Source organism: Sorangium sp. So ce448, from assembly GCF_051520915.1.
GTDB lineage: Bacteria > Myxococcota_A > Polyangia > Polyangiales > Polyangiaceae > Sorangium > Sorangium cellulosum_B.
In genome coordinates, this window is record NZ_CP150343.1 from 121,198 (window position 1) to 147,521 (window position 26,324).

At 70.5% G+C, this 26,324-nt stretch carries 19 protein-coding genes; 8 read left to right on the forward strand and 11 right to left on the reverse strand.

Annotated elements, in window-relative coordinates; genetic code table 11:
* Positions 1-32: 32 nt before the first annotated feature.
* Entirely contained in the window at positions 33-1,367 is a 1,335-nt protein-coding gene (locus WMF45_RS00515; RefSeq protein ID WP_437715014.1) for an acetylglutamate kinase, read from the reverse strand.
* Positions 1,368-1,372: 5 nt separating this feature from the next.
* Positions 1,373-2,374, reverse strand: a complete 1,002-nt coding sequence (locus WMF45_RS00520) for an N-acetylornithine carbamoyltransferase (protein ID WP_437715015.1) — start codon at positions 2,372-2,374, stop codon at positions 1,373-1,375.
* Between the two features lie 513 nt (positions 2,375-2,887).
* Here WMF45_RS00520 and WMF45_RS00525 point away from each other — a divergent pair.
* Positions 2,888-3,199: a hypothetical protein gene (locus WMF45_RS00525; protein WP_437715016.1), complete on the forward strand. Its 312-nt coding sequence runs from the start codon at positions 2,888-2,890 to the stop codon at positions 3,197-3,199.
* Positions 3,200-3,223: 24 nt separating this feature from the next.
* On the opposite strand, the gene WMF45_RS00530 is transcribed toward WMF45_RS00525, so the two are convergent.
* Positions 3,224-4,072 carry a GNAT family N-acetyltransferase gene (locus tag WMF45_RS00530; protein ID WP_437715017.1) on the reverse strand — a complete coding sequence of 283 codons (849 nt, stop codon included), beginning with the start codon at positions 4,070-4,072 and terminating at the stop codon, positions 3,224-3,226.
* Between the two features lie 153 nt (positions 4,073-4,225).
* On the opposite strand from WMF45_RS00530, the gene WMF45_RS00535 reads away from it, so the two are divergent.
* Together WMF45_RS00535 and WMF45_RS00540 are read left to right on the forward strand one after the other, a co-directional pair.
* Positions 4,226-4,753 carry a hypothetical protein gene (locus tag WMF45_RS00535; RefSeq protein WP_437715018.1) on the forward strand — a complete coding sequence of 176 codons (528 nt, stop codon included), beginning with the start codon at positions 4,226-4,228 and terminating at the stop codon, positions 4,751-4,753.
* Between the two features lie 249 nt (positions 4,754-5,002).
* Positions 5,003-6,322: a hypothetical protein gene (locus WMF45_RS00540; protein WP_437715019.1), complete on the forward strand. Its 1,320-nt coding sequence runs from the start codon at positions 5,003-5,005 to the stop codon at positions 6,320-6,322.
* Between the two features lie 189 nt (positions 6,323-6,511).
* Here the strand turns inward: WMF45_RS00540 and WMF45_RS00545 are convergent, their stop codons facing one another.
* The gene (locus WMF45_RS00545; RefSeq protein ID WP_437715020.1) at positions 6,512-10,261 is read right to left on the reverse strand and encodes a UvrD-helicase domain-containing protein; all 3,750 of its coding nucleotides are present in this window, start codon (positions 10,259-10,261) and stop codon (positions 6,512-6,514) included.
* A 250-nt stretch (positions 10,262-10,511) separates the two neighbouring features.
* Between WMF45_RS00545 and WMF45_RS00550 the strand changes: the two genes are divergently transcribed.
* The 4 genes from WMF45_RS00550 to WMF45_RS00565 are packed head-to-tail and all read left to right on the forward strand — an operon-like array spanning position 10,512 to position 13,841.
* Complete coding sequence (locus tag WMF45_RS00550; RefSeq protein ID WP_437715021.1) at positions 10,512-11,471, forward strand: prenyltransferase; 960 nt, start codon at positions 10,512-10,514, stop codon at positions 11,469-11,471.
* Entirely contained in the window at positions 11,468-12,202 is a 735-nt protein-coding gene (locus tag WMF45_RS00555) for a ferrochelatase (protein WP_437715022.1), read from the forward strand. The genes WMF45_RS00550 and WMF45_RS00555 overlap by 4 nt, the downstream gene beginning before the upstream one ends.
* Entirely contained in the window at positions 12,199-13,116 is a 918-nt protein-coding gene (locus WMF45_RS00560; RefSeq protein ID WP_437715023.1) for a prenyltransferase, read from the forward strand. Before WMF45_RS00555 ends, WMF45_RS00560 begins: the two co-directional genes overlap by 4 nt.
* Before the next feature lie 14 nt (positions 13,117-13,130).
* Positions 13,131-13,841, forward strand: a complete 711-nt coding sequence (locus WMF45_RS00565; protein ID WP_437715024.1) for a lycopene cyclase domain-containing protein — start codon at positions 13,131-13,133, stop codon at positions 13,839-13,841.
* Positions 13,842-13,862: 21 nt separating this feature from the next.
* On the opposite strand, the gene WMF45_RS00570 is transcribed toward WMF45_RS00565, so the two are convergent.
* The 5 genes from WMF45_RS00570 to leuC all read right to left on the reverse strand — a co-directional run bounded on the left by WMF45_RS00570 (position 13,863) and on the right by leuC (position 22,228).
* A complete protein-coding gene (locus tag WMF45_RS00570; protein WP_437715025.1) occupies positions 13,863-16,400 on the reverse strand; it encodes a glycoside hydrolase family 31 protein in 2,538 nt (845 codons plus the stop codon).
* A gap of 512 nt (positions 16,401-16,912) precedes the next feature.
* Positions 16,913-17,107: a hypothetical protein gene (locus WMF45_RS00575; protein WP_437715026.1), complete on the reverse strand. Its 195-nt coding sequence runs from the start codon at positions 17,105-17,107 to the stop codon at positions 16,913-16,915.
* A gap of 594 nt (positions 17,108-17,701) precedes the next feature.
* Positions 17,702-19,435, reverse strand: coding sequence for a hypothetical protein (locus WMF45_RS00580; protein WP_437715027.1), 1,734 nt, complete (start codon positions 19,433-19,435; stop codon positions 17,702-17,704).
* Between the two features lie 738 nt (positions 19,436-20,173).
* Positions 20,174-20,791, reverse strand: coding sequence for a 3-isopropylmalate dehydratase small subunit (gene leuD / locus WMF45_RS00585; protein WP_437715028.1), 618 nt, complete (start codon positions 20,789-20,791; stop codon positions 20,174-20,176).
* A gap of 27 nt (positions 20,792-20,818) precedes the next feature.
* Positions 20,819-22,228: a 3-isopropylmalate dehydratase large subunit gene (leuC, locus tag WMF45_RS00590; RefSeq protein WP_437715029.1), complete on the reverse strand. Its 1,410-nt coding sequence runs from the start codon at positions 22,226-22,228 to the stop codon at positions 20,819-20,821.
* 230 nt (positions 22,229-22,458) lie between these two features.
* Here leuC and WMF45_RS00595 point away from each other — a divergent pair, with 230 nt between their 5' ends.
* Positions 22,459-23,370 (forward strand): LysR family transcriptional regulator, encoded by a 912-nt coding sequence (locus WMF45_RS00595; protein WP_437715030.1) that lies wholly within the window; start codon positions 22,459-22,461, stop codon positions 23,368-23,370.
* A 125-nt stretch (positions 23,371-23,495) separates the two neighbouring features.
* Here the strand turns inward: WMF45_RS00595 and WMF45_RS00600 are convergent, their stop codons facing one another.
* Both WMF45_RS00600 and WMF45_RS00605 read right to left on the reverse strand, forming a co-directional pair.
* Complete coding sequence (locus WMF45_RS00600) at positions 23,496-25,040, reverse strand: IMP dehydrogenase (protein WP_437715031.1); 1,545 nt, start codon at positions 25,038-25,040, stop codon at positions 23,496-23,498.
* A gap of 212 nt (positions 25,041-25,252) precedes the next feature.
* Positions 25,253-26,218: an AraC family transcriptional regulator gene (locus tag WMF45_RS00605; protein WP_437715032.1), complete on the reverse strand. Its 966-nt coding sequence runs from the start codon at positions 26,216-26,218 to the stop codon at positions 25,253-25,255.
* Positions 26,219-26,324 lie beyond the last annotated feature (106 nt).

Below are 26,324 nucleotides of genomic sequence, written 5' to 3' on the forward strand. Positions count from 1 at the left end.
AGGCGCGCTCGCCACGGCGGGTCAGGGCCGGGTCAGACCGTGCCGTGCTGGCGCAGGGTTGCCGGCAAGGACAGCGCGTGATCGATGCAGGCGCGGATGTCGTCGAAGCTCGACAGGCCGTACCAGAACACCGTCCAGTTCTCGTTGCGGTAGCTGCCCTCGGCCTGCTGGAAATACCAGGGGTTGATCTCGTTGCCGTTCCGGGCGCGCCAGAACAGCTTCGGGTTCTCGCTCTTCATCCGCGTCCAGAGCGAGCCGCCGATCCCCACGCCCTGCGCCTCCGAGGTCACCGCGAACTTGTCGAGGTACGGAGTGAGCGGGGCCCTCCCGCCCGGATCGAGCGTGAGGATCGCCGTCGCCCGGTAGGAGTCGGACAGGTAGATGCGATAGAAAGGCTTCTTGTCGAAGTAGTGCTCGTCGAGCTTCCGCAGGAAGCACGCCTCGAGCAGATCGCGAAGCCGGTCGCGGTCGATGCCGTCCAGCGTGTCGTGCCGGAGGATCCGCTCGCCGCGGCGGACGAGCGTGCCAGAGCCCGTGTGCGTGAAGAGCTCCTTCGCCAGGTGATCCGGCGACGTGATCGAGACGGAGGAGGTCGCCGGCAGCCCGTCGAGCAGGAGCTTGATCTCCTGCAGCTTGAGGCGCATGCCGCCGTTCAGCGAGGGCTGGGCCATGAGGCCCGCGAAATCCTCCTCGAGGTTGATGGCCGAGATGATGCGCCCGTGCTCGTCGAGGAGGCCACCCGTGCTCGTGAGGAAGATCATCTTGAACGGTTGCGTCGCGAGCGCGAGCTCGCGCGCGGCGACGTCGGCGTTGATGTTGACGATCTGCCCGCCCGGCGTCTCCCCGAGGCAGGCCAGGATCGGCAGGTGCCCGGCGCGGAGGCTGGACCTCACCGCGTCGACATGGACGCGCTCCACCTTGCCCACCAGCCCGAGGCGCGGCTCGTCGAGCAGCGACGCCTCGAAGACGCCCGCGGTGATCGGCCGCGTGCGCGTGCCCATCTCCTCGAGCGCCTCGACGAGCCGCAGGTTCTCGCGGAGGAAGACGCGGCGGGCGATCTCCAGGATGCGGGGCGTCGTGACGCGCAGGCCATTGACCCGCTCCGTCGGGATGCCCGCCTGGGCGAGCGCCCGGTCGAGCTGCGGCCCTGCGCCATGGATGACGACGGGATACAGCCCGACCTGGTTGAGGAACACGAGCGAGGTCGCGAGCGCCTCGAGGTCCTCGTCGAGGATGGCGCCGCCGACCTTGATGATCGCAAACTTCTGCTGATCGACGGCCGCGTACTGCTTCAGGTACTGCTCGACCTCCTTGCGGCTGCCGAGGTTCCTGAGCAGGCGGACGATGACGTCTTGCGTCGAACCCATCGTTGTCACCACCCGTTGGCCAGCACGTCCATCACGGCCTTCTGGACATGCAGCCGATTCTCTGCCTCGTCGATGACCATCGATGCTGGCGAGTCGATCACCGCGTCCGTGACCTTCACGTTGCGCCGGACCGGCAGGCAGTGGGAGAAGAGCCCCCCCGCGGTGAGCGCCATCTTCTGCTCATCGACGATGAAGTGCTTGTTCTTGTCGCGGATGGGCTTCTCCTGCTCCCAGCGGCCGAAGTACGGAATCGCGCCCCAGCTCTTCGCGTACACGACGTGGGCGCCCTCGTAGGCGGACTTGATGTCGTAGGTGATCGAGAGCTTCTGCCCGTTGCCTTCGGCGCTCTTCCTGGCGGCGTCGAGGTAGCGCTCGTCGAGGTGGTACTCCTCGCTGGGGCAGAGGAGGGTGACGTCCATGCCGAGCTTGGACGCGATGAGGACGGCCGAGTTGGCGACCGCGGTGTTGAGCGGGCGCGGGTGATACGTCCAGGTGAGGACGAACTTCTTGCCGTCGAGGCGGCCGAGGCGCTCCTTCATGGCGAGCGCGAGCGCGAGCTCCTGGCAGGGGTGGGTGATGGTCTCGAGGTTGATGACCGGCACGGTGGCGTGGCGGGCGAAGCCCTGGAGCACCTTGTCCTGGCGATCGTCCTCCCAGCGCTGGAACTTGGGGAACGCGCGCACGCCGATGAGGTCGGCGTAGCGGGAGAGCACGCGAGCGACCTCCTGGATGTGCTCCTCCGGCTCGCCATCCATCGCGATGCCTTCCTCGAACTCGATGGGCCAGGCGCTCCGGCCAGGCTCGAGCACGACGGCGTGGCCGCCGAGCTCCCGGATGCCGACGTCGAAGGAGGTGCGCGTTCGCAGCGACGGGTTGAAGAAGACGAGCGCGATGGTGCGGTCCTTGAGGCGCGGGTCGATCGGCCGCCGCTTGAAGCGCTGCGCGCGCTCGAGGAGGCCCTCGATCTCTGCGCGGGTGTAGTCCATCGTGGTCAGGAAGTGCCGCATCGGATGCCTCCTCGTGTGAACGGCGCGGAGCGGGCACTCGCATTGGAGCAAGCCTGGCGGTGATGTCAACGCTGCTCGCGGCGCGCGGCGCGGGCGGGCGATTCAAGGGGGCGGCGCCTCGCCTCCGGCGAGCGGGGACGGCTGCGCGATGCGACGAGAAGCCGGTGAGCGTGGTTCGCTTCGAGACGATGTCGCGAGCGGGAACCGACGCCGGTGGCGGGCACGGTCTCGCGCCGACAGGGCACGGCCTCGTGCCGGCTCCACCACCACCCGCTGGACGGGCTCCGCGGCAGTGTCGGGGATACCAGGATTGCAGGTGCTGATTTCAGGAACGAAAGGAGTACGCAGGTCCCCTAGGGAAAGACTCGCGGAAATCGAAGGTGCAATCCTTGGCCTGCATCCTGCTAAACAGGTAGGGCAGAGCGCCCGTGACGGTTTCCCCCCCCACCGTCGAATGGGCGCTCTTTTTTTTGTGCTTTGGTTGTGGGGTGGCGTGAAGGAGCGCCTGTTCCTGTGACGCTGGTCGTGATCCTCACGGTGCGGTGCGAGGCGCTCGACGCGTTTCGCGCGTACGAGAGGAAGGCCGCGGCCGTGATGGCGCGGTACGGCGGCGCGATCGAGCGGACGGTGGTGACCGCGCCCGACGGCGCTGGGCTCACCCTGAAGGAGATCCACCTCGTCACGTTTCCGGATGAACAGGCCTTCTCGGCCTATCGCGGCGACGCCGAGCTCGGGGAGGTGGCGCACCTGCGGAGCGCGTCGGTCGTTCATACCGAGATCCTGCGCGGGGAAGAGGGACCGGACTACCACGTCGCCCCTGTCTGACCGGCGCCGCGGCAGGGCGCCGCATCACGTTCCGGGGACGGCGCCGCTCTCCGCTTGCGGGGGCGGTTCTGCGATGCACGCGGTGGCGACGCGCCGGAACCCGACCCGCTCATAGACGCGCGCGACGCGGTCGTTCTGCGCGGACAGGAACACGGTGCGGAGCCCGGCGTCCAGCGCATGGCGGGCCAGAACCGCGGTGACCGCGGCGGCGAGGCCGCGCCCCCGGGCCGCCGGCAGCGTCCCCACGCCGACGATCTCGGCGACGTCCCGCGCGTGCTGGTAGCTGCCGGCGCAGAGCGGACCGGCGAGCGCTCCTTCGCGGCCCCGAGCGGCCGCGTGCACAAGCGTCCCCTCGACCAGCGACGCTTGCCACGCGGCCGCCTGTCCGGCCGGGAGCACGGCCGCGGCGGCCTCCCGCTCGGCCGGTCCCGCAGGACCGACCGCGGTGTCGAGCGCGCCGAAGGCGACGGGCGCGACGGCCTGCACTTCGGCGAGATCCGGGTCCTGGGCGGTGATGATCGAGAGCGAGACGTCCTCCGGCAAAGGCGTCTCGTGGGGCTCGCCGCAGAGCACGAGCAGGGGGCAGCGCCGGACATGCAGGCCGGCGGCCTCGGCCGTGGCGTCGAGCCCAGGGGTGGTCTCCAGCACCCACTCGAACGCCTCCGGGATCGAGAGCTCCCGCTGACGCGCGCGCACGGCGGCCACGTCCTCGACCGATACGGGGCCGGGATGGCCGAGGGCGGGGCGGGCGTAGTAGGGCCAGCCGTCGCCGCGGCGAACGAAGAGGGTCAGCGGTCCGTGATCCTCTGCGTCGGCGCACCAGCGAGGGACGGCATCGTAAAACCGCTCGATGGCGGCGAGGAGGGCGCTCACAGGCCGCGATTGTGTCACCGGATGCGCTCCGGTGCGAGCAGCACCGGGCTCCTCGGAGAGGCCCTTGGGTGCTGGCGTCGAGCGGCGCCGGCGCCCGCCGTACACCGCGCGTCCAGGGGGCCGACTCCCGCGGCTCGGGTGTAGACTCGACTCATGTACCGACGTGGCTTTTGCGTGACCTGCGCCGCCCTTGGGCTCGCGACGCTCCACTCCATCGGCTGCGGTCCCTCGCCAGCTCAGCTGTCGTCTGGGGCCGCCGCCCCGGTCGAGCTCGTCCTCCCGCCCTCGCGCCCTGGCGCGCCCGAACCCAAGCAGGCGGCGGATGAGCCGGAGTCCCGGAGGGACGAGACACAGCGCCTGCCCTTCGTGGGCACGTGGGTCAGCGAGGATGACGGCTCGCTCATCGAGCTGAGCGCGACGAGCTTCCACCACCGCTTTCCGTACATGGGCGCTCCGCGTGACCTCTACGCGCGCGTCACCTCGTACAACACCGAGCGTGGCCACATCGTGCTCGAGTACACCCGCATCCTGCAGGATGGAGTCGAGGAGTCGATCCAGGAGCTCGTCGTGTACATGCGCTACGAGATCCGCGACGGCGACCTGTACAAGCACGTCGACGCCGAGGATTTTCCCACCACCGTGGACGACGAGCGGTACGTGCGGACCCCCGGCCGGCGGTGAGCGCCCGTCGGACCCCGGCGCCCTCGGCTCGCCGGGTGACATGTCACAGCCCGCCGGGTGACATGTCACAGCCCGCCGGGTGACATGTCACAGCCCGCCGGGTGACATGTCACAGCCCGCCGGGTGACATGTCACGCCCTTGCAGTGCAGCTGCTCGCGCGGGCAGCGCTCCGGCTTCATGGCGCGACGCGAGGAGCTCGCTTCGGGCTGGATTTCCCGTGTCGAAGAGCTGTGCCGGTCCGAGCTCGGGTGCTCCGCGATGGCCTCGAGGCACAGGGGGCCGGGCTGGGCATCGGCGTTGCTAAGCGCCGCTGCGGCGACGACGAGCCGGGCGAGAGGGTGCTCAACGCGGCCTTGGCCATCTCGGGCCGGACCTGGCTTGATCTGGGTAAGCACTTCATCAATTTCGGTGAAACTATGTTGAAGATTTTGCAAACGACGACACTGGCGGCCATCTTGCTGGCGGGCTCCAACGCGATGGCGTGGTCCACGACCACGATCTCCGGCACCGGTTGGACCGTAGGGAAAAGCGTGCAGCGCTATGCGTGGAGGGACCTGGGGGGCGGCGCCTGGCAGAAGTGGAACAACGTCGCCTTCGCTCAAAACAGCGGAGGTCTCTCGATCGCCCGCCGGTCCGCCTCGAACACCAGCTCGGCGTGGAGCTCCTGGACGGTGGAGGATATCGATACCACCACGCACGACATCGTCGGAGTTTCGGGCGCGATTGGCGATCGGGACGGCGCCGAGTTCGTCTCGTACGTCGATGAATCCACCGATGATCTGATGTTCGCCAGGCGGGTCGGCTCCGGCGCCGGCAATTGTTTCTCCGGCAGCAACTGGGACTGCGTCACGCTCGTTTCCACGCCCGCGGGACAGCGGGTGATAGAGAGCTCGATCGGGGTCGTCTACGACACCTCGATCCAGGATTACGCGATTCACATCGTCTACCATCGCTACAATGACAGCACCGGCCAGTCGAGCCTAGGGTACGCACGGAAGCTCGGCGGGGCCGCGTGGTCTACCGCATCGATCCGTAACACGGCCTTCTTGACGCTGGGTCCTGACGCGCTCGCCATGGTGGGCTACTCGCCGGTCGTCGCCTACGGCGAGAGCGGGCAAGGGCTTCAGGTGAGCGAGTTCCAGGGGCCCGCCATGGGGGACTGGGACACGACCACGGTCGATTCGACCGTCAGCGTCTCCTATGCTGCCATGGACACCTCGCTCCTTACTCGCGAGGTCGCTTACCTTTCCGGCGCCCCCGTGAGCTTGAAAGCCGCCCGGTATAACTGGGTCGTCGGCAGCTGGAGCAAGACCACCGTTGACACCGGCGTGGAAAACGAGGTGTCCGTGGCATTCGATGGCAGCGGGGATCCGCACATCGGCTACAAGAAGGGCGGCCTCCCCAGGCGAGCGAAGCAGGTGAGCGGCGTGTGGAGCACCGAGACCGCGGACTCGACCTCCAGTACGGGCTATGGCCTCAGCCTTCAAATCGACACGCAGCTTGCGGTCGACAAGGCGATCCTGGTCCACAGTAACGGCTTCGGCTCGGTCCGCGTCTCCACGGAGTAGGTGGTCACCTGCGCGCGACGTCGCTGCCGGTAGGCCGCTTCGCCGCTCCTCGGGCGCCTCGCCGCTCCAGGGCAAATCAGGGGCGGGCGCACTACCGACGCTGGCTCCGCCCTTCGAGCCGCAGGTCGCGTTCGCGAAGGCCCTCGCGCACAGGGGCGCCCTCCTGCCCGGATCGAGCAAGGCGCTCTCTCACACCCTGAGCACCACACCTCTGGCTCGCTCCCCCGTCGCCTCGGCGATCGCTCGTACGTAGAGGCGCACCTGCGCCTCCTGCGCCGCGCGCGCCGTGCCCGCGTCGGAGCCGGTCTTGAAATCGACCACGGTCCAGATCCCCACGTCGCCCACGCTCTCGCGGAACGAGAGATCGACGACGCCCTCGGCGATCGTCCCGTCCTCGAGCCGCAGGAGCAGCGGCGTCTCCCGCTCGCACGCGCCGCGCGCCGCGCTCTCCGCCGCGCGCCGGAGCAGCGGGTGATCGAGCGCCGCCACCGCCGCCGAGACCGCCGCGTCGATCTCCTCGGCCGGCGCCCCGAGCATCCGCGCCTGCGCCGCTGCCACCGTCCTCACCTCGTCCTCGCCCGCCCGGAGGTCCACCTCGGCCAGCACCGCGTGCACCAGCGTCCCGAACCGCTTGCCGTAAGGCCGGCCCTCGCGCGCGATCGCGGTCTGCTCGAACGAGATCACCGGCAGCGCGTCCGCCCGCTCTCCCGGCGCCCCGGCGCCTCTCGTCTGCGCGTCCGCCGCCGCTGCCGCCTCCGCCGCCTCGTGGCTGATCTCCGTCGCGGTCTTCACGCGGACCGCCGCCACCGCGCCGTCCAGGATCGCCCGCTGCCGCGCCTCCAACCACACCTCGTGCCCGCGCTGTCCGAGCTCTCCTCCGAGCACGGCGCTCGCGGTTGCCCCGGCGCTTCCGATGATCCCGGCGCCCGCCGTCGCTGCGCCCGCCGCCGCTACGCCCGCCGCCGCTACGCCCGCCGCCGCGCCGCCCGCGTCGGCCTGCAGGATCCGCTGCTGCCGCAGCCCCGCCTCCGGCTCGCGATCCAGATCCAGCGCGCCAGGATCCCACCACACAACGCGGTGCGAGCCCGCCATCGGCGCGTGCTCCCCCGGCGCGACCGCGTCCCGCTCGTCGGCCTCGCACCGCGCCGGGCGCTCCAGCACCGTGTCGGTCCCGAACGGCGGGCAGCCGAGATCCTCGCAACGCCGAGGGCTCCGTCGCTCGCGCGGCGCCGGGTAGAGCACCGGGTGCAGCACGTCGAGCCAGCCGTCGCTCGTGCCGTCGCCCGGACGCGCGTCGCCCACCGCGGGCACGACCAGCAGCTCGCGCGCCCGCGTGGCCGCCACGTACGCGAGCCGCACCGCCTCCTCGCGATCGCGGCGCAGCACCTCGTCGCGGCGCTCGACGAGCTCCGCGGGCACGCAGCCGGCGATGGGCTCCGCCCACAGGCCGAGCTCCGGATCCACGTGCCGCGACGGGAGCTGGTGCGCCGCCGGCGACGCCGGATCCGCCAGGATCACCACAGGGAACTCGAGCCCCTTGGCCCGGTGCACCGTCATGATCCGCACGCCCTCCGTCCCCTCCTCGACCACCGGCGCCTCGGCGACCTCACCCCGCTCGGCGTCCAGCTCGAGCCGCTCCACGAACGCGCGGAACGACGTCGCGCCGGCCGCCTCGAAGCGCCGCCCGAGATCCATCACCCGCAGCACGTTCGCGAGCGCTTGCTCCCCCGTCGGCCAGATCGCGATGCCCGCGTGCGCGCGCGTCTCGTCGAGGAGCCCGCCGAGGGTGTCCGCGATCGGCCGCCGGTTGCGCTCGCGGTGCAGCCGCCCGAGCACCGCGAGCGCCTCCGCGACCTCCCGGAGCGGCCGCGCCCCGCCCTCCACCGCGAGATCGAGCGCCCCGTCGTCCGGCGGTTGAAACAGCGGGTGCAAGCGCCGGAAGCGGTCGCGGTAGAGCAGGAGCACGTCGTCCGTCAGCGCGAACAGGGGCCCGCGCAGCGTCGCGTAGACGCTGAGCTCGTCGTCCGGCCACTCGATCGCGAGCAGCGCGCTCCGCACCGCCATCACCTCCTCGCGATCGTGGAACGACCGCCCGCCCACGAGCACGTGCGGGATCCGCCGCGCCTCGAGCGCCCGCACGTAGGCGCGGGTCGCGTCCTCTCCGAAGGTCTGGAACCGCTTGAACAAGAGGCAGATGTGCCGCGCCTCGAGCGGCACCCGCTGGCCCGGGCGCTCGCGCTCCGTCACCGTCCAGCGCCGCGCGCCGTCGCCGTCCAGCGCCGCGCCCGCGCCGCCGTGGATGAGGTGGTGGACGAAGGCGCCGACCGCGTCCGGGATCGACTGCCGCACCCGGAAATCGGAGATCTTGCCGAAGTCGCCGTAAGGCCGCGGCACCGGGAGCGCGATGACCGTCGGCTGCTCCGGCGGATCGTCCCGGAACCGCTCGAGGGCGACGTACCGCGCCTGGGTCGCCGCGCGCTCGCCCTCCGCGGTGCCTCCCTGCATCAGCGGCGCGAACGCCGCGTTGACGGCCTCCTGGATCGACGGGGCGCTGCGGAAGCTCGTCGACAGGTACAGCACGCTCGCGCCGCACGCGACGAGCCGGGCCTTGGTCGCCTCGTAGAGCGCGACCTCGGCGCGGCGGAAGCGGTAGATCGACTGCTTCGGATCGCCGACGACGAAGAGCTTGCCGGGCACCGGGCGCGCCCGCGTCCAGTCGGCCTCGGAGAGGTCGTCGGCCGCGAGCAGGAGCAGGATCTCCGCCTGGAGCGGGTCGGTGTCCTGGAACTCGTCGACGAAGAGGTGCGAGAAGCGGAGGTTCAGCTCCTCGCGCACGCCGCGGCTCGATCGGAGGAGGTCCCGGGCGCAGAGCAGCAGGTCGAGGAAGTCGAGCTTGCCGGCGCGGGCCTTGAGCGCGTCGTACGCCTCGATCGGCGGCCGGAGCTCGCGCGAGAGGCAGGCCGCGAGATCGGCGCTCGCGGCCGTGAGCACGGCGTCGAGCTCGAGCTTCACGCGGTCGCGCTGCGCGAGCACCTCGGCGCGCGTGAGATCCCCGCCGAACGCCTTGCCCGAGCCCTTCCAGCGCCATTCCTTCCAGCGCGCGACGTCGCCGAGCTCGGCCTCCAGGCCGTCGTGGTCGCGCCCGCCCGTCACCTCCTCGCGGCGGCGGAGCTCCGCGAGGTAGCGGTCGAGGTTCCGGAGGCTCTGCGCGAGGTAGTCGCCCTCCCGGTCGGCCTCGGCGCCCAGGTCCGCGAGCGCCGCGAGGCGGTCCAGGATCTCGTCGATGGCGCGCTCGCGGTCGAACGGATCGCGCCGCCAGGGGCGCGTGAAGTCGCGGTGCTCGGCGAGCCTCCACGCCGCGCTCCGGAGCAGGTCGCGCGGGCCCTGCGCGCCGTCGCGCGGGCGCCGGCGAAGGATCCGGCGCACGCCCTCGGGCGGGTCGTTCAGGGTGCGCTGGAACCAGGCGTCGAAGGCCTGGTCGAAGAGCGCCTCGGCCTGATCCGCGGCCGCCACCTGGAACAGCGGGTCGACGCGCGCCTCGACCGGCCACTCGCGCAGGAGGTCGGCGCAGAAGGAGTGGATGGTGCCGATGCGCGCCGCCTCCAGGTGCGCGAGCGCCTCGTCGAGCCGCGCGCGCTCCGCCGGGCCTGCGCCCGGGTCGCTGCGCGCCCGCTCGATCTCGGCCCGGAGGCGCAGCTTCATCTCGCCGGCCGCCTTCTCCGTGAAGGTCACCGCGACGATGCGATCGAGCGTCCCGCCGCCCTCCTCGGGCGCCCTCCGCAGCACGGCGACGATCCGCGACACGAGCGCGGTGGTCTTGCCGGTGCCCGCGGCGGCCTCGACGACGAGCGTCGTCCGCAGATCGTCGCGGATGCGGCGGCGGGCGGGCTCATCCGCGAGCTCCCGCGCGCCGCGCGATCGGACCGCGTCGGCGGTCACGCGCGCCTCCGCGCGGGCTCGAGGCGCTGCCCGGGGGCGCGCGGCAGGAGCGCGCCGGCCAGGCTCGGGGAGGGGAGGAGGACGTGCCGCACTGGGTCGCGTGGGGAGGCTGTCGGGGGAGTAAGGTGGCGCAGATCGGCGTGGAAGGAAACGCTGCCGTGCCCGGCGGAAGGCGGTCCGTTTTCCCGGACGGGCTCATGTAGCCCCGAAGCGTGGATGTTCTTGTGCTAGCAGCAGGGGGAGCTGATCCATGCGCCTCGAGTCGATGAGCCCTGGAGCGCGGTGGGCGTACGCGCTCAAACCCGCGAGCTGGCCCAAGGTGCTCGTCCCGGCCGCATACGGGCACGCGGTGGGCGCGGCCGTCGCCGGCCGGCTGTCCGCAGGGGCCCTCGCCTTCGGCGCGCTGTGGATGATGGCCGACGTCGCCTTCGTCGTGCTCCTGAACGACTGGGGCGATCGCGAGGTGGACGCCCTCAAGCGACGCATGTTCCCGGACGGCTGCTCGCCGAAGACCATCCCGGACGGCATCCTTCCCGCCAAGGCCCTCCTGCTCGCCGGGCTCGGGGCCGGTGTCTCCGCCTTGCTCATGGCCTGGGGGGCCGGCGTCGCGCTCGATCGCCCGCTGCTGCTCCCCCTGGCCGCGCTCGGCCAGGTCGTCTTCGTCGCCTACACGCTGCCGCCGATCAGGCTCAATTACCGCGGCGGCGGCGAGCTCCTCGAGATGGCCGGCGTCGGCGGCGTGCTCCCCGTGCTGCACGCGTATGCCCAGTGCGGCGTGCTGGCGCCGGCGTGGCTCGTCGCGCTCCTGCCGGGGTTGCTCCTGCTCGCGCTGGCGAGCGCGCTGGCCAGCGGGCTGTCCGACGAGCAGAGCGACCGCGCCGGCGGCAAGCGCACCGTGGCCACGCTGCTCGGCAATGCGGCCACGCGCCGGGCCACCGAGGCCCTCGCCGGGCTCGGCCCGCTCCTCTGGCTCGCGGCGCCCCTCCTCGCCGAGGACGCGCCGCCGCTCTGGTCGGTCGCGCCGGCGGCGGCCGTGGCGCTCTTCTTCAGGGCGCGGCTCCTCGAGAAGAGCCCCGAGGCGGTGACGAACGCCTTCGCCGCGCAGGCGGCCTACAAGCGCGAGCTCCACCGCGCGATCCAGTGGGGCATCGTCGTCCTGTCGGCGGCCGTGCTCGCCGCCGGGCTCCGCGCCGGGGGAGGGCCGACATGACGGGCGTCGCGGTCATCCCCCCGGAGGAGCGCGACGCGCTCGAGCGGCTCACGCTCCTCCTGGGCGCGCGGGCCTCGGTCGCGCCGGGCCGGCCGTGCGCGCCCACCCCCGTCGCCCTGGTCGAGCAGATCGTGAACGGCAGCGAGGACGCCGAGCGGGCGCGCGCCTTTGCCCGCGGGCTCGGCGAGGTGATCTGCGCCGTCGCCGACAACTTCCCCGACAACATCTTCTGGGATGTCGACTACCTGGCCTGCTGCCTGTGGCAGGCCGGGAGCGCGCCCGCGATCGGCGACTTCGCCCGCCGCGTGGTGTCGCTCTGCCTGGGCTTCGGCAACAAGTCGAAGCTGCGCTTCCGCTACGCGCACGACTTCCTCTACGGCTACGACTGGGCGCGCTGGGTGATGCGCAAGCCGGAGGAGCGCGCGGGCATCGGGCCCTTCGACGTCTCGTTCTTCGACTACCTCGACGGCCGGCAGAGGACGCTCGTCGAGCTCGTGGCCAGCAACGACCGCAAGTACTCGCAGCTGAACGGCCGGGAGTACCGCAACCCCTTCTCGTTCATCCGCGAGCCGCCCGAGGAGTCGCAGCTCCACTGCCTGCTCGCCCAGGTCGACCTGATCCCGCTCAAGGCTTGGCGCCTCGACGGCGAGCGCCGCTGGGACCTGCCCTTCACCGATCTGCGCGCCAAGCTGGCCGATCGCCTCGGCCTGTCGCGGGGCGAGGGGCGATGAGCGTCCGGCCGGGCGCGCTTCGAGCGTGGCTCGATGCGTCGCGGCTGGCCTCGCAGCCGAGCATCGCGCTCCCGCTGCTGCTCGGGCAGCTCGTCGGCGCGCGGGCGGCCGGCCGACCGCTCGACGTGGGGACGCTCGCGGCGGTCCAGCTGTTCGGCCTGCTGAACCAGCTCTTCATCGTCTACGCGAACGACGTCGCCGACCAGGAGACCGATCGCCGCAACCGGACCGCCACGCCCTTCTCGGGCGGCTCGCGCGTGCTTGTCGAGGGGCGCCTCTCGCCCCGCGCGCTCGGCGCCGCGACCGTCGTGTGCGCCGCGGCGCTCGTGGCCGTCTCGGCGGCGCTCGCCGCGGCGCTCGCGACGGCCGCCGCGCCGCTGCTCGTGCTCCTCGCGATCGCGGCGCTCCTGCTGCTCTGGGCCTACAGCTACCCGCCGCTTCGCCTGTCGTACCGCGGCGGCGGGGAGCTGCTCCAGATGGTCGGCGTCGGCGCGGTCCTGCCGCTCTACGGGTACATCGCCCAGGGGGGCGACCCGGCGCGCTTCCCCTTCGCGCTGCTCGCGTTCCTGCTGCCGAGCCACCTCGGCTGCGCGATCGCCACCGCGCTTCCGGACGAGCCCTCGGATCGCGAGAGCGGCAAGCGGACGCTGCCCGTGCGCGTGGGCGGCGAGCGGGCGGCGCGTTGCGTGGTCCTTCTGAACGGGCTCTCGCTCGTGCTCGCGCCGGTCGGCCTGGGCGCGGTGGGCCTGAGCCCTGGGGCGGGCCTGCTCGCGCCGGCGGCGGCGGCGCTCGTCGTGCTGCTGGCCCGCCCGGCGCCGCCGGGCTCGCGCCTGCTGCTGGTCCGGGTCGCGGCGGCGGGCGCGGCGACGCTGTCGCTGGTCGGCTCGACCGTCATCGCCCTCGCCGCGCGCTGAGGAGCGAGGGCGCGATGTCGCACGAGTTCCTGCTGCTCTCGTCGCTCTTCCTCCTGCCAGGGGGCGTCATCTGGCTCGCGCGCCCGGATCTGCGCCCCTTGATGAAGCGGATGGCGCTCGCCTCGCTGCCGTTCGCGGCGACCGAGCGGCTGTTCTACCCGAGGTACTGGGCCCCGAAGTTCCTGTTCGACCTGGCCGATCGGATCGGGTTCGGCATCGAGGACGTGCTGTTCGTCGTCGGGCTCAGCGGATTTTCGTCGACCGTCTATGCCGTTGTGTTCCGCCGCGCGCCCGTGCCCTGCGCGGCGCAGGGGGCGCCGCGCGCGCGACCGTGGTTGCGGGCCGGGGTGGTGATCGCGCTCGCGCTCGCCGCGGCCGGGGCGCTGGTCGCGGCGGGGGTGCCCGTCCTCTACGCCGCGGTGGCGGCGATGACGGCGTTCGCCGCGGCGCTCGTGGGGGCGCGCCGCGATCTGCTCGTGCCGGGCCTGCTCGGGGCGCTCCTGTCGGCCGCGCTCTACCTCGGCCTGTGCCTCGTCTTCGCGGCGCTCGTGCCCGGCGTGTTCGAGCGCACCTGGCGGCCCAGCGTGCTGCTGCCGGGGAGGGCGCTGTTCGGCGTGCCGCTCGACGAGGTCCTCTACGGGCTCGGCGCGGGCTTCGCGGCCACGGTGTTCCCGGCGTGGGCGTTCGGGTTCAGGTACGGGCAGGTTGGAAGCGACGGGGATTGAAATTCCCTCGACAGCCGTCGCTCAGTTCGCGGTTACAACGACCTCTGAGCCATTGTAGGTGACCACTTGATCTGGAGCAGCGGTGACGTCGACGCCGACGCCATGATTGGCGCCCACCCGCACGACCCTGAACGTCCTGCTGGCCGGCATTCCGGTATAGCTCCCCTTCCGTGCGCCGATGGTCAACCTCTTGGTAGACTCGTTCCATGTGAATGGAATCGTCGAATATTGGCCGCCCTCGTAGTTGTAGCTGTCGCCCTCGTCCTCGTAGAGGGTGAAGGACCCGTCTTGGCCTGTATAGATCCGGATCTCCAGGGGGTCGATGCTCTGCGTCGCATACTGGATGCTGGGACCCATGGGCACGATCGAGCCCGCTTTGACGAAGAGCGGCATCTCGCTCAGCGGCGCGGGAACTGAGGCCGTACGTCCGCCGTCTGTCGTCGAGCCTGTCCAGAAATCGTACCAGGTCCCCGCGGGGAGATAAACGGAGCGGCTGGTAGCGCCCGCGGTGGTCACGGGGTTGACCAGGAACGCAGGGCCGAACAGGAACTGATCCTTGATGTTGAATACATTCGCATCGCTGGGATAGTCGAAGACCAGGTGCCGCATCATGGTGTAGCCCTCGCTGGTCACCTTCCATGCCAATGAGTAGATGTAAGGCATCAGCCGGTAGCGCAGGTTGTCGATCTTGAGGAGATTGGCCTTGGTGGCGGCGCTCCAGCTGTTGCTGTACAGCTCCCTCGAGCCGCCTCCGTGAATCCGGAAGATCGGGGAGAAGGCCCCATACTGGAACCAGCGGGTGAAGAGCTCATTGTTCGCGCTGGTGGTCCAGTCCACGTTGTGGCCCCAGTACCCGCCGATATCCGTGGTCCAGTAGGGCATCCCCGCGAGCGAGAAATTGAGCCCGGCGGGGATCTGCTTGGCGTAGGTCGCGAAATTGCTGTCGATGTCCCCCGACCAGCACGTCGTGGCGTATCGCTGCTGGCCGGCGAAGGCGCTGCGGGTGAGGACGTAGACCCGCTTCTGCTTGGGGCCGATGCCACGCCAGTGCTCGTACACTCCTGCGGCGTGTGCCAGGGGATAGGCGTTCAGGTACAGCGCCCCCTTGCCGAGCGCGGTATCCGCCGCCCGCACGTTCACGGGGTCCGGGTAGGCCTGGGGTTCGGTGTTGTCTGCCCAGATGCCGTCCCAGCCGTGCGGCCCCAGCAGGCGATCATGGATCTGCTGGTACACCAGGGCTCTGGCGGCGGGGTTGAACGTGTCGTAGAAGCGGTGTGTGCCGCTGCTGGGGTACAGGGCCCCAATTTCATCGAGCGCGTTGTAGTTGCCCATCTCTCCCGCCTTCCGCTCGGTGTTGACGCGTTGATACACCGGCCAGATCGATATCATCGTGTGGACGTTGGCCTTGTGCATCTCGGCGATGAGAGCCGCCGGATCCGGATAGCGGCGTTCATCCATGAAGTGGGAGCCCCACGCGTACGGGGTCCAGTAATCCCAGTCTTGAACGATGCAGTCGACCGGGATATCGTTGTTGCGGTAGCCGTCCTTGATCCTCAGCAGCTCGGCCTGGCTGCCGTACTTGTCCTTCGACTGGAAGAGCCCGTAGGCCCACTTCGGGAACAACGGGGCTGCGCCGGTCGCGGTGCGGTACCGGGCCACCACCTGGTCGATGCTCGGACCATAGAAGAAGTAGTAGTCCACCATGTCGCCGGCTTCGGACGAATAGCTGTACTTGCTGTTGCTCGACCTGGTCCCGTCGAAGTTCGAGGCGGAATAGTTGTCCCAGAAGATCCCGTAGCCCTTGTTGGACACCAGTACAGGAACGTTGATCTCTGTGTTGACGTTGACGATGCGCCGCGTCGTCCCTTTGCGGTTCGCCACGTTGTCCTGGTGCTGGCCAAGACCGAACAAGGCTTCGTCGGCGGGTGAGTTGAAGACGGTCTCGACGCGGTTCGTTCTGACCCCCTCGACGGTCACGGGTGTCAAGGTCTTGCTGTCTTCCGACAGGATGACGCCGTCGTTCAGGTCGGCATAGGTGACGAGGCCGCTGGTCGTGTCGACGTTGACCTTCAGCCGTGAAGTGGTGATGGTCACGGTCCCCTGATTCTCCGCGACGCAAAAGCTCGGTTTGTCCCACTCGTTGTTGACGGATAGCGAGTTCTTGTCAGGGGGCGAAGAGGCGGTGGTGTACTGGACCCTGATGATGCTCTCGTTGCAGACCTCCAACCTCAGCAGGCCGGCCTCCAGGTTGAAGGTGACGCCGGTGGCGTCGGCGGCATAGAGCTCGGTCTCAGGAGGAGCAGGCGGGCATTCCAGCTGGTCGTCGTCGCCTCCCTGGCCTCCGGAGCCGCCGCCGCCGCCGACCCCGGCCGCGCCGCCGACCCCGGCCGCGCCGCCTGCGCCGGCTGTACCGCTGGCGTCCACCCCGCTGGTCGTGGTCGTGCCAGCGGCGCTGGCTGACGCACCGCCGGCGCCCGGACCGGGGTTGCTCGACCCGTCCGAGCACGCGCCGCCCAGCGGCAAGAGGCCGATCAGCGCCGCGCAGAGATAACGGTCCATCAAGTTTCGCATGATTCCTCGCAAGCAACAGAGTTCATGAGTGCTCCCGACTTCAATGGTTCATGCCAGCTGTAAGAGCGCGGACTGTCTCCATGCGGTCGCGGCGCGGAGCTGTCTTCGCCCGCGCTTCGCGCCGCTGAATCAGCATGAGAGCGCCTGGCGACAGCCCGCTTGGCCCCTCGCCCGGGAGAGGCGGAGCGCGCGGCGGAATACGGCACGGAGAAGCCGCTGGCGCCGGACGAACGCTGGGGGCGACCCGAACCGCTGCTTTCGGAGACGGAGCCGAAGGCGCAGTGCGGCCGGCCGCGTACTCGTGATCAGATCGCCCTGACGGGGATCTCGTTCGTGCTCAAGGCGGGGCCATCGAGAGCGCCGACCGCTAGAGATCCGCTACAGCGGCGTGGCTCGCTGGCGCGGACTGAGCGGCTGGCAGCAGGCTGGCGCCCTGGGGCGCACCCGAATACGCGATGTCTGTCGTGTCCTCTGGCGGATGGCCCTTGGCAAAGCGCCAATCACCCTCGATCAGCAATCGCTTTCTCGAAGGCCAGACGAATCGAATCGGTGCAAAAATCGATGAAGAGCGAACAGATGACGAAGATCTCGGTGCCCAAGGCGACCGAGGAGGCCGAAGCGAAAGGATGCCCCTCGACGGCAATGTGAACGTTCACATTGCCGATGTCAATTCCAATCAACCGGCCCGCGGGCATCCTCGAATCCGGGGAAGGACGAGGCTGGCGGGGCTCCTCCGGAGCGCCGCGTCAAGAGGGCGAGCGCTGGATCGCGGTCATCGCCGGACCGCCAGACCCGCCCGCAGCGTCGGAGGCAGCCCGATCAACCGTCAAGAAGGCGTGCGCGAAGAGCGCGAGGGGATGTGGCGGTGCCCGCCGGTGAAACAGCGAGCCTCATCGTGGTGACGGCGGACCTCGCCCATCGCCCTCTCTCGAAGCGCTCTTCAATGGACCAGCGGCCGTCGACGGCACGGATCACGTCGATCGAGCAGGCACGCCTCAGGGCCTGCTCCACCGTCTTCAATGCGGGTCGCGGCCTGGTCCCGAACGTTGTGCTCTCGGGCGCTCCGTGCGTTGGTATCGGGTACGATCCTCGGCGGATGACAGCCGCGCAACGCCGCGGCGGTGCCGTCCTGGAACGCCGAAACGCCGGGAGCGCCAGGGGATCGTGCTTCCCCTGGCGCTCCCGGCGCCTTCGTCATCGGATGGGAGCGGCGGCGCTCCAGCCCGCGGGCGGCGGCGTTTCGCTCGCGAAACCTCCCGCGGTCGGGGGGATCGCCCGCGCCCGTCGCGTCACGGCAGCATCAGGACGCACTCGGTCCGGCAGACGGGGCCGCCGGCGCCGCCGCCGCTCGGCTCCTCGCAGATGGTCCGGATGATCGCGCCGGGGGGGCAGGTGGCTCCCTCCACGCACTCGATCCAGCAATCGCCGGGGGGGTACGCGTCGGCGCCGCCCATGCCGGTGCCGGTGCTGCTGCTGCTGCTCTCGCCGGAGCAGACCTTCTGCTCGATCATGCCCGCGGGGCAGTAGGGCTCGACGGGCACGCACTCGGTCCAGCAATCGCCGGGGTAGGGCATGGCGCCCGCGCCGCCGCCGGTGCTGCCGGAGCTGCCGACAGAGACGGAGCTGCTGCCGCCGCAGACGGTCTGCGGGATGCTGTTCGGCGGGCAGTAGGGCTCGGTGGGCACGCAGTCGGTCCAGCAACCGCCGCCGGGGAAGGGCATGCCACCCATGCCGGTGCCGCTGCTGCTCGTGCCGGGCACGGGCTCGCCGTCCTCGCAGATGGTCTGCTGGGTCGTGCCCGGCGGGCAGTAGGGCTCGACAGGCACGCACTCGGTCCAGCAGTACTCCTGGCCGGGGTACGGGCTGGCGCCGCCGGCGCCGCCGGCGCCGCCGTAGCCGGTGCCGGTGCTGCCCGAGCTGCCGACCGAGACCGCGCTGCCGCCGCAGACGGTCTGCGGGATGCTGTTCGGCGGGCAGTAGGGCTCGGTGGGCACGCACTCGGTCCGGCAGCCGCCCCAGTCGCCGTCATAGGCGCCAGTGCCGCCGACGCCGCTGCTGCTGCTGCCGCTGCAGACGGTCTGCGGGGTGGTGCCCGGCGGGCAGTAGGGCTCGGTGGGCACGCAGTCGGTCCAGCAGCTGCCGCCGGGGGGGCGCGGCGCGGCGAAACCTGGATCGGAGCCGCCCATGCCCCCGCCAGCGGTGCCCCCGCCGGCGCCGCCGGTACCCGCCCAGCCACCCGAGCCGCCGACGCCGACGCTGCTGCTGCTGGTGACGGAGGTGCCGCCGTCGCAGTAGGTCTGCGGGGTGGTGCCGGGCGGGCAGTAGGGCCCGGTGGGCACGCACTCGTTCCAGCAGCCGCCGCCGGGGTACGGCGGGCTCGCGCCCGCATCGGCGCCGCCGGTGCCCGCCCAGCCACCCGAGCCGCCGACACCGACGCTGCTGCTGGTGACGGTGGTGCTTTCGTCGCAGAAGGTCTGCAGGGTGGTGCCGGGCGGGCAATAGGGCTCGACGGGCACGCACTGGGTCCAGCACGGCTCGGAAGGCATCGGCATGCCGCCGGTGCCCCAGCCGCCGGAGCCGCCGACGCCGACCGTGGTGGTGCCGCCGCACACGGTCTGCTCGATCGTGCCCGGCGGGCAGTACGGCTGCGGCGGGATGCACTCGGTCCAGCACTCGCCCGGATCGACGGGGATGGCGGTGCCGCCGGCGAAGCCACCCTGGCCCGAAGAGGTGGTGCCGCCGCTGCAGATGGTCTGCTCGCTCCAGTCAGCAGGACAGATGCTGTCGGGCACACACTGCTCCTCGCACATCTCGCCGATCTCGCACGGTGAACAGACCGTCTCCCAGTGAAAGCCAGGACCGCAGTCGGGCTCTGGTGGCTGTGGGGGCTCGTCCACGCCCCCACAGCCCTGCCCCTTGGCGCCGGTGAGCACAACGAGCGCGGAGAGCGCAATGAGACCCTGGAGAGAGGAGCGAGCGGCTGACGAACGCGAGATAAGAGAGGAGAAGATCGCGAAACGCATGGGGGTACTCCATCCTGCGTGCCTGTGCGAGACACGCGATCAAGGAACGATGGCTCTGCGCCGCAGCATGCGAGCGCTGCTGCGCGCGGCGTCTCAGCGCCGACTCGGAGAGCTCGCGTGGAGATAAAGCACTGGACATGCCAGGCGCGTCCGCCTGCTCGGTGGCGTCGCCGGCCGCACAGAGCGACGCGTATCGGCCGGCTTTTCGCGGTCGCGGGGCGTCCGCTGCGCGCCCAGCCGCGCAGCGAGACGGGGCCGCAGTGTGACGGGGAGCGCTGGCTACGTGTCACGTTGAGCCAACCGGCGCCATGGGGGGTGTCCGGCAGGTAAGGGGACGGAAGGATGGGGGAATTTTCTTCTTGAGTGAGCTGGACCACGCGACCTAGGGGGTGACCTGGATGACCCGACCCAGGTTGAGGTTTGGATGCCCCGACCCTGGATGACCCGACCCAGGTTGAGGTTCGGCGGGGCGTGGGCGTGGTGGCCGGACCCGGGTTGAGGTGCTCGGGGGCGTGGGCGTGGTGGCCCGACCCGGGTTGAGGTGCTTGGGGGCATGGGCGTGGTGGCCCGACCCAGGTTGCGGTGGTAACCCAGGTTGCGGTGGTAACCCAGGTTGCGGTGGTAACCCAGGTTGCGGTGGTAACCCAGGTTGCGGTGGTGCAGGTTGAGGTGGTGAGGCGGTGCTCGCGAGGTGCTCGCGCGCCCCAGGTTGGGGCAGCGCCCCGATCGAGCGCGGAGCTACTGCGCGGAGGCGGCCCGCACGTAGGGCAGCCGCGCCGCCACCTGCCGGACCTCCGCGGCGCCCTCGAGCAGCTGGGCGATCGGATCCCAGGTGCCCCGGATCAGCGACTCGCGCGCGCCCGGCTTGATCGTGAAGGGCACCGCGAGATCGCCCCCCGCCCGGACGACCTGCTCCTGCAGGTCGACCGTGACGGGGGTCTTCGGGTCGGCGTTCACGCGCGCCACGAGCGCGGCGCGGTCCTCGCGGCTCACCGAGACGCAGGGGATGCCGAGCGTCGTCGAGTTGCCGAAGAAGATCTCGGCGAAGCTCTCGGCGATGACGGCCTTGAAACCCGCCTTCGCGATCGACTGCGGCGCGTGCTCGCGCGACGACCCGCAGCCGAAGTTGCGATCGGCGATCAGCACCGTGGCCCCCGTGAAGCGCGGGTCGTTCAGCGGGTGCTCCCGCTTCTCGCCGCGCTCGTCGAAGCGCACGTCCTTGAAGAGGTGCTCGCCGATGCCGTCGAAGGTGACGCACTTCAGGAAGCGCGCCGGGATGATGCGGTCCGTGTCGATGTCGTCCCCCGGAACGTGAACGGCGCGGCCAGTAACGGATTGGATCAGTTCGAGTGCCATTGGGATCTCCCTCGGGTGCGAGCGTCGTCAGATTCCGAACACGTCACGAGCGTCGGCGATCTCGCCGCGGACGGCGGCCGCCGCGACCATCACCGGGCTCATGAGCACGGTGCGCCCCGTGGGGCTCCCCTGCCTGCCCTTGAAGTTGCGGTTGGACGAGGACGCGCACAGCTCATCCCCGATGAGCTTGTCCGGGTTCATCGCCAGGCACATCGAGCAGCCCGGCTCGCGCCACTCGAAGCCCGCCTCGCGGAAGACCCGGTCCAGCCCCTCGGCCTCGGCCGCGCGCGCCACATCCATCGACCCCGGGACGGCCAGCGCGCGCACGTGCGGCGCGACCTTGTGCCCCTGGATGCGCCGCGCGACCTCCCGGAAATCCGAGAGGCGCCCGTTCGTGCAGCTCCCGATGAACGCCACGTTGATCTTCGTCCCCTCGATCGGCTTGCCGCCCTCGAGCCGCATGTACTCGAGCGCCTCGCGGATCAGCGCCCGCTCGGACTCGTTCGCCACGTCCTCGGCCGCAGGGACCTTCTCCTTCACCGAGATCGCCTGCCCCGGCGTGATGCCCCAGGTGACCGTCGGCGCGATCTCGCTCGCGTCGATCCGGACGACGTCGTCGTAACGCGCGTCCTCGTCCGACGCGATCGAGCGCCAGTACTCGAGCGCCTTCTCCCACGCCTCGCCCTTCGGCGCGTACGGACGCCCCTTCATGTACTCGAACGTCACCTGGTCCGGGTTGACATAGCCGACCCGGGCGCCGCCCTCGATCGACATGTTGCACAGGGTCATCCGCTCCTCCATCGAGAACCCCTCGATGGTCGACCCGCCGTACTCGTACGCGTAGCCCGTGCCGCCGGACACGCCGAGCCGGCGGATGATCTCGAGGATGATGTCCTTCGCGTAGACGCCCGGCCCGAGCTTGCCTTCCACCTGGATCCGCCGGACCTTGAGCCGCTGGAGGCTCAGCGTCTGCGTGGCGAGCACGTCGCGCACCTGCGTCGTCCCGATCCCGAACGCGATCGCGCCGAACGCGCCGTGCGTCGACGTGTGCGAGTCGCCGCACGCGATCGTCATGCCCGGCTGCGTGAGGCCGAGCTCCGGGCCGATGATGTGCACGATGCCCTGCTTCCCCGACTCGAGATCGAAGAAGGTGACGCCCTGCTCGGTGCACGCCTTCTTGAGCGCGTCGACCATCCCCTCGGCCAGCGTGTCCTTGAACGGCCGCTTGCGGTTGTCGGTCGGGACGATGTGATCGAGGGTCGCGAACGTCCGCTCGGGCATGCTCACCCGCAGGCCGAGATCGCGGAGCATCCCGAACGCCTGGGGGCTCGTCACCTCGTGGATCAGGTGAAGGCCGATGAAGAGCTGGTCCTCGCCGCTCGGCAACGTGCGGACTTTGTGGAGGTCCCAAACCTTGTCATAGAGACTCTTACCCATGATGGCCTCTCGCGGTGCGCTGGAATCGGGTGAAGGGGGGTGAAGGGGACGGCGTGCGAAGCGAAGCGGACCGGCCCGACGCCGGCGCCAGGGCGCGCCAGCGGCCTCCCTCGAAGGCGGCCGGCCGCCGCCGGTCTGGCGGTGCAACGTCGGGCGAGCGGCATGACTATGCGGGCGCGAGAGAATTAAGTCGAATGAAACTTTTTTCACGATCGATTAAGTAAGGCTACATGGACGCGTCGCTGCTCCCCGCGCTCGAGGACGTGCTGATGGTGGCCCGGTCGGGCTCGGTCGCCGAGGCGGCGCGGCGGCTGCACAAGACGCCGTCGGCGATCAGCCAGCAGGTGCGCCGGGTGGAGGAGCGCTTCGGGGTGGCGCTGTTCGAGCGCGATGGGCGCGGCGTGCGGCTGAGCCCGGCCGGCGAGGCGGCGCTCGGCGCGATCACGCGGCTGTTCGATCAGGCGGAGGGGGTGTTCGAGCTGCTCTCGGAGCTGGCGGGGGAGCCGTCGACGACCCTGCGCGTGGCGGCGAGCGACTACCTCGGCAAGGGGCTGCTCGTGCCCGTGATCCGCCAGATGCTCGAGAAGCGCGCGCCGGTGCGGTTCGCGATCACGACGGCGAACTCGGTCGACGCCGCGCGAGGGGTGGAGCGCGGTGAGGTGGATCTGGGCCTCGCGTCGGCGTCCTCGGCGGGCGGCGACCTCGTGAAGCTGCCGCTGTTCGTGCAGCCGTTCCTCTGGGTGGGGCCGCGGCTCAAGGGCACGGCGCCGGCGCTGCGCGAGCGGCTCCGGCACGAGCCGCTGCTCCGGCTGGCGCCCGGCAGCGTGGGGCGGCGGATGCTCGACGCGTACCTGGATCGCGAGCGGATCCGGCCCATCTCGACGATCGACGTGTCGAGCGTGTCGCTCCTTGTCTCGTACGTCTCCGGCGGGCTCGGCATCGGCCTCGCGCCGGCGCTCGCGCTGACCGAGGTTGCGCGCTCGCGGCTCGACGTCGAGGTCGCGGAGGTCGACCCGCTGCCCGTCGAGCTGATGACGCGCGAGAATTTCCGGCGCAATCCGATCGTCGAGCGCTTCGTCGAGCGGCTCGCCGCCGAGGGGCGCCGCGCGGAGCAGCGGACGCGCGCGCTCCTCGGCGGCTGACACCGCGCGAGGCGCGCCGCCGCCCGTCAGGTGGGCGGCGGCGCGACACGAGGGGCTTGCTTCGTCGACCGGAGCGCGCGCCCCGGGGCGCCAGAGGGACGGCCGGCGCGGCCGGCCTGCGTGGATCAGGGCTCGCGTGTGTTGCCGCGCGTGTCCTTCAGCATCACGTCGTGGACGCCGCCCTCGTGGATGCTCACCGCGGACGCGACGGTCAGGCGCGCGCGCAGGTACAGGTCGCGCAGCGAGGTGGCGCCGCAGTTGCACATCGTCGAGCGCACCTTGGCGAGGGTGACATCGAGGTTGTCCTTCAGCTTGCCGGCGTACGGCACGTAGCTGTCGACGCCCTCCTCGAACTCGAGCTGATCCTTCTTCTTGCTGGTATCGCCGTGGTCGTAGCGCTGCCAGTTGCGGGCGCGGTTGCTCCCTTCGCCCCAGTACTCCTTCATGAACTGGTTGTTCACGCGGACCTTGCGCCCGGGCGACTCGTCGAAGCGCGCGAAGTAGCGGCCCATCATGACGAAGTCGGCGCCCATCGCGAGGGCGATGGTGATGTGGTAGTCCTGGCTGATGCCGCCGTCGGAGCAGATCGGCACGTAGACGCCGGTCCGCTGGAAGTACTCGTCGCGCGCCTTGGCCACCTCGATCACGGCCGACGCCTGGCCGCGGCCGATCCCCTTCTGCTCGCGCGTGATGCAGATCGAGCCGCCGCCGATGCCGACCTTGACGAAGTCGGCGCCGGCCTCGACCAGGTAGAGGAAGCCCTCGCGATCGACGACGTTGCCGGCGCCGATATAGGCCGGCTTGCCGAGCGACTTCACGAAGGCGATGGTGTCGCCCTGCCACTCGGAGTAGCCGTCCGACGAGTCGATACAGAGCACGTCGGCGCCCGCCTCCACCAGCGCCGGCACGCGCTCTCTGTAGTCGCGCGAGTTGATGCCGGCGCCGACGATCAGGCGCTTCTCGTGATCCACGTTCTCGAGCGGGTGCGCCTGGTGCGACTCGTAGTCCTTGCGAAACACCAGGTACTGGAGGTGCTGTCGCTCGTCGATGACGGGCAGGGTGTTGAGCTTGTGACGCCAGATGAGCTCATTCGCCTCCTGCAGATCGAGGCCGACCTTGCCGCAGTGGATCGACTTGAACGGCGTCATGATCTCGCGCACCGGCGTGCTGAGCGGCGTCTTGCCGAGCCGGTAATCGCGGCTCGTGATGATGCCGACGAACCTGCCCGTGGGCGTGCCGTCCTCGGTGATCGCAATCGTGGAGTGGCCCGTGCGATCGGTGAGCGCGAGGACGTCGCCGAGCGTCGCGTCGGGGCGCAGGTTCGAGTCGCTCACGACGAACCCGGCCTTGTAGTTCTTCACGCGCCGCACCATGGCGGCTTCCTCCTCGATGCCCTGCGAGCCGTACACGAACGACAGGCCGCCGCAGCGCGCGAGCGCGATCGCGAGCTCGGCGCCCGAGACCGACTGCATCATCGCGCTGGTGATCGGCACGCTGATCGTGAGCGGCGCGAGCCTCGGATCCGGCGGCGTCGCGCCCGGATCGGCCTTGAACCGGACGACAGGGGCCGTGAGATCGACGTTCGCGGGGACGCAGTCCTTCGTCGTCAGATTCGGGACGAGCAGGTACTCGCCAAACGTCCTGCTCGGCTCATCGTAGATGAATGCCATGTCGGCTCCTAGTGCAGGGATCCCCGGCTGTCAAACGCGAGCGGCGCCGCTCTCCCGTGAAAGTCGTGTGATATCGATGGCTTGTGGGGGCAACGGCGGGCTCTGAAGGGCGGCCCGAGGGACGAGGCGACCGGGGGCCCGGCCGCCCGCCAGCGTTGCGGCGAGGCGGTGCAGGAGCCCGGGCAGGATGACCGGGCTCCCTGGGGGCGCAGCTAGAGCGGGCGCACCGGCAAGCAGAGCTCGCAGCGGAAGTTGTTGGTCTTGGGATCGTGGAACTCGCCCTGGTAGAGCTCGAAGCAGGGCCGATGGTCGGGCTGATAGCCGCTCTCAGGGAGCCACTTCCCGAAGAGCTGGTCCCAGGCGGAGCCGATCGCGCGCGCGTCGCCGACCCATGCGCCCGCGGCGTACTTGCCGCCGGCGATGTCGGTCACGTTGACGTCGCCGTCCGCCTTGAAGTCCTGCGGGATCACGATGGCGGCGTCGAGGCGGCACTTGGCAGGCTCGGTGACCTTGGGGTTGTCGTGCGCGATGTTGAGGCAGATGCGGTCCGGGGTCCACAGATCGCGGGCGCTCGCCCAGCGGATGAGCCGTTGCCAGGCCTCGCCGACGCTCCCTTCCGGGCCATAGGGGCCGACGGTTCGGACATAGGCTACGTGGTAGCTCGGCAGCGTCTTCACGGTCACGTTCATGATCTCCTCCTCGTCTTGGCGGGCGTCCGCGCCCGACGAGGAGGCATCTTGGTCGGGCGCGCAGGGCGCTGCTTTGCACGGATTGCGCTCGACTTCACCCGGCTTGCGATCCGCTTGCCGCGGCTTGCACGCGTCCGTGCCGCCACCGTTGCGCCAGGCGGACGCGCTCATGCCGAAGCGCTCCTTGAAGGCGCGCGCGAAGGCGCTCGCCGAGCTGAAGCCGTTCTCGAGGGCGATCTCGAGGATGTCGGCGCGCGGCCGCTGCACGAGGTGGCTCGCCGCGGTCTCGAGGCGCGTTCGCTGGATGAACTCGCGAAGGTTCTCGCCCGTCATGGACTTGAACACGCGGTGGAAGTGAAAAGGCGAGAACGCCGCCACAGCCGCCAGTGTGTCGAGGGAGAGGTCCTCCGCGCGATGGGCCTGGATGTAGTCGACCACGCGGTTGACCCGCCGCTGGTACTCGGCGCGGCTCCTGTCTGACGTTGCCACAGGCGGAGGGTAGCTGATGGCTGGTGGCAGAAAAAAGTGCCTCGGCGGCGACGGCGACCGCACCCAGGTTGCGGCGACCGCACCGAGGTTGAGGGGGGCACGGCCG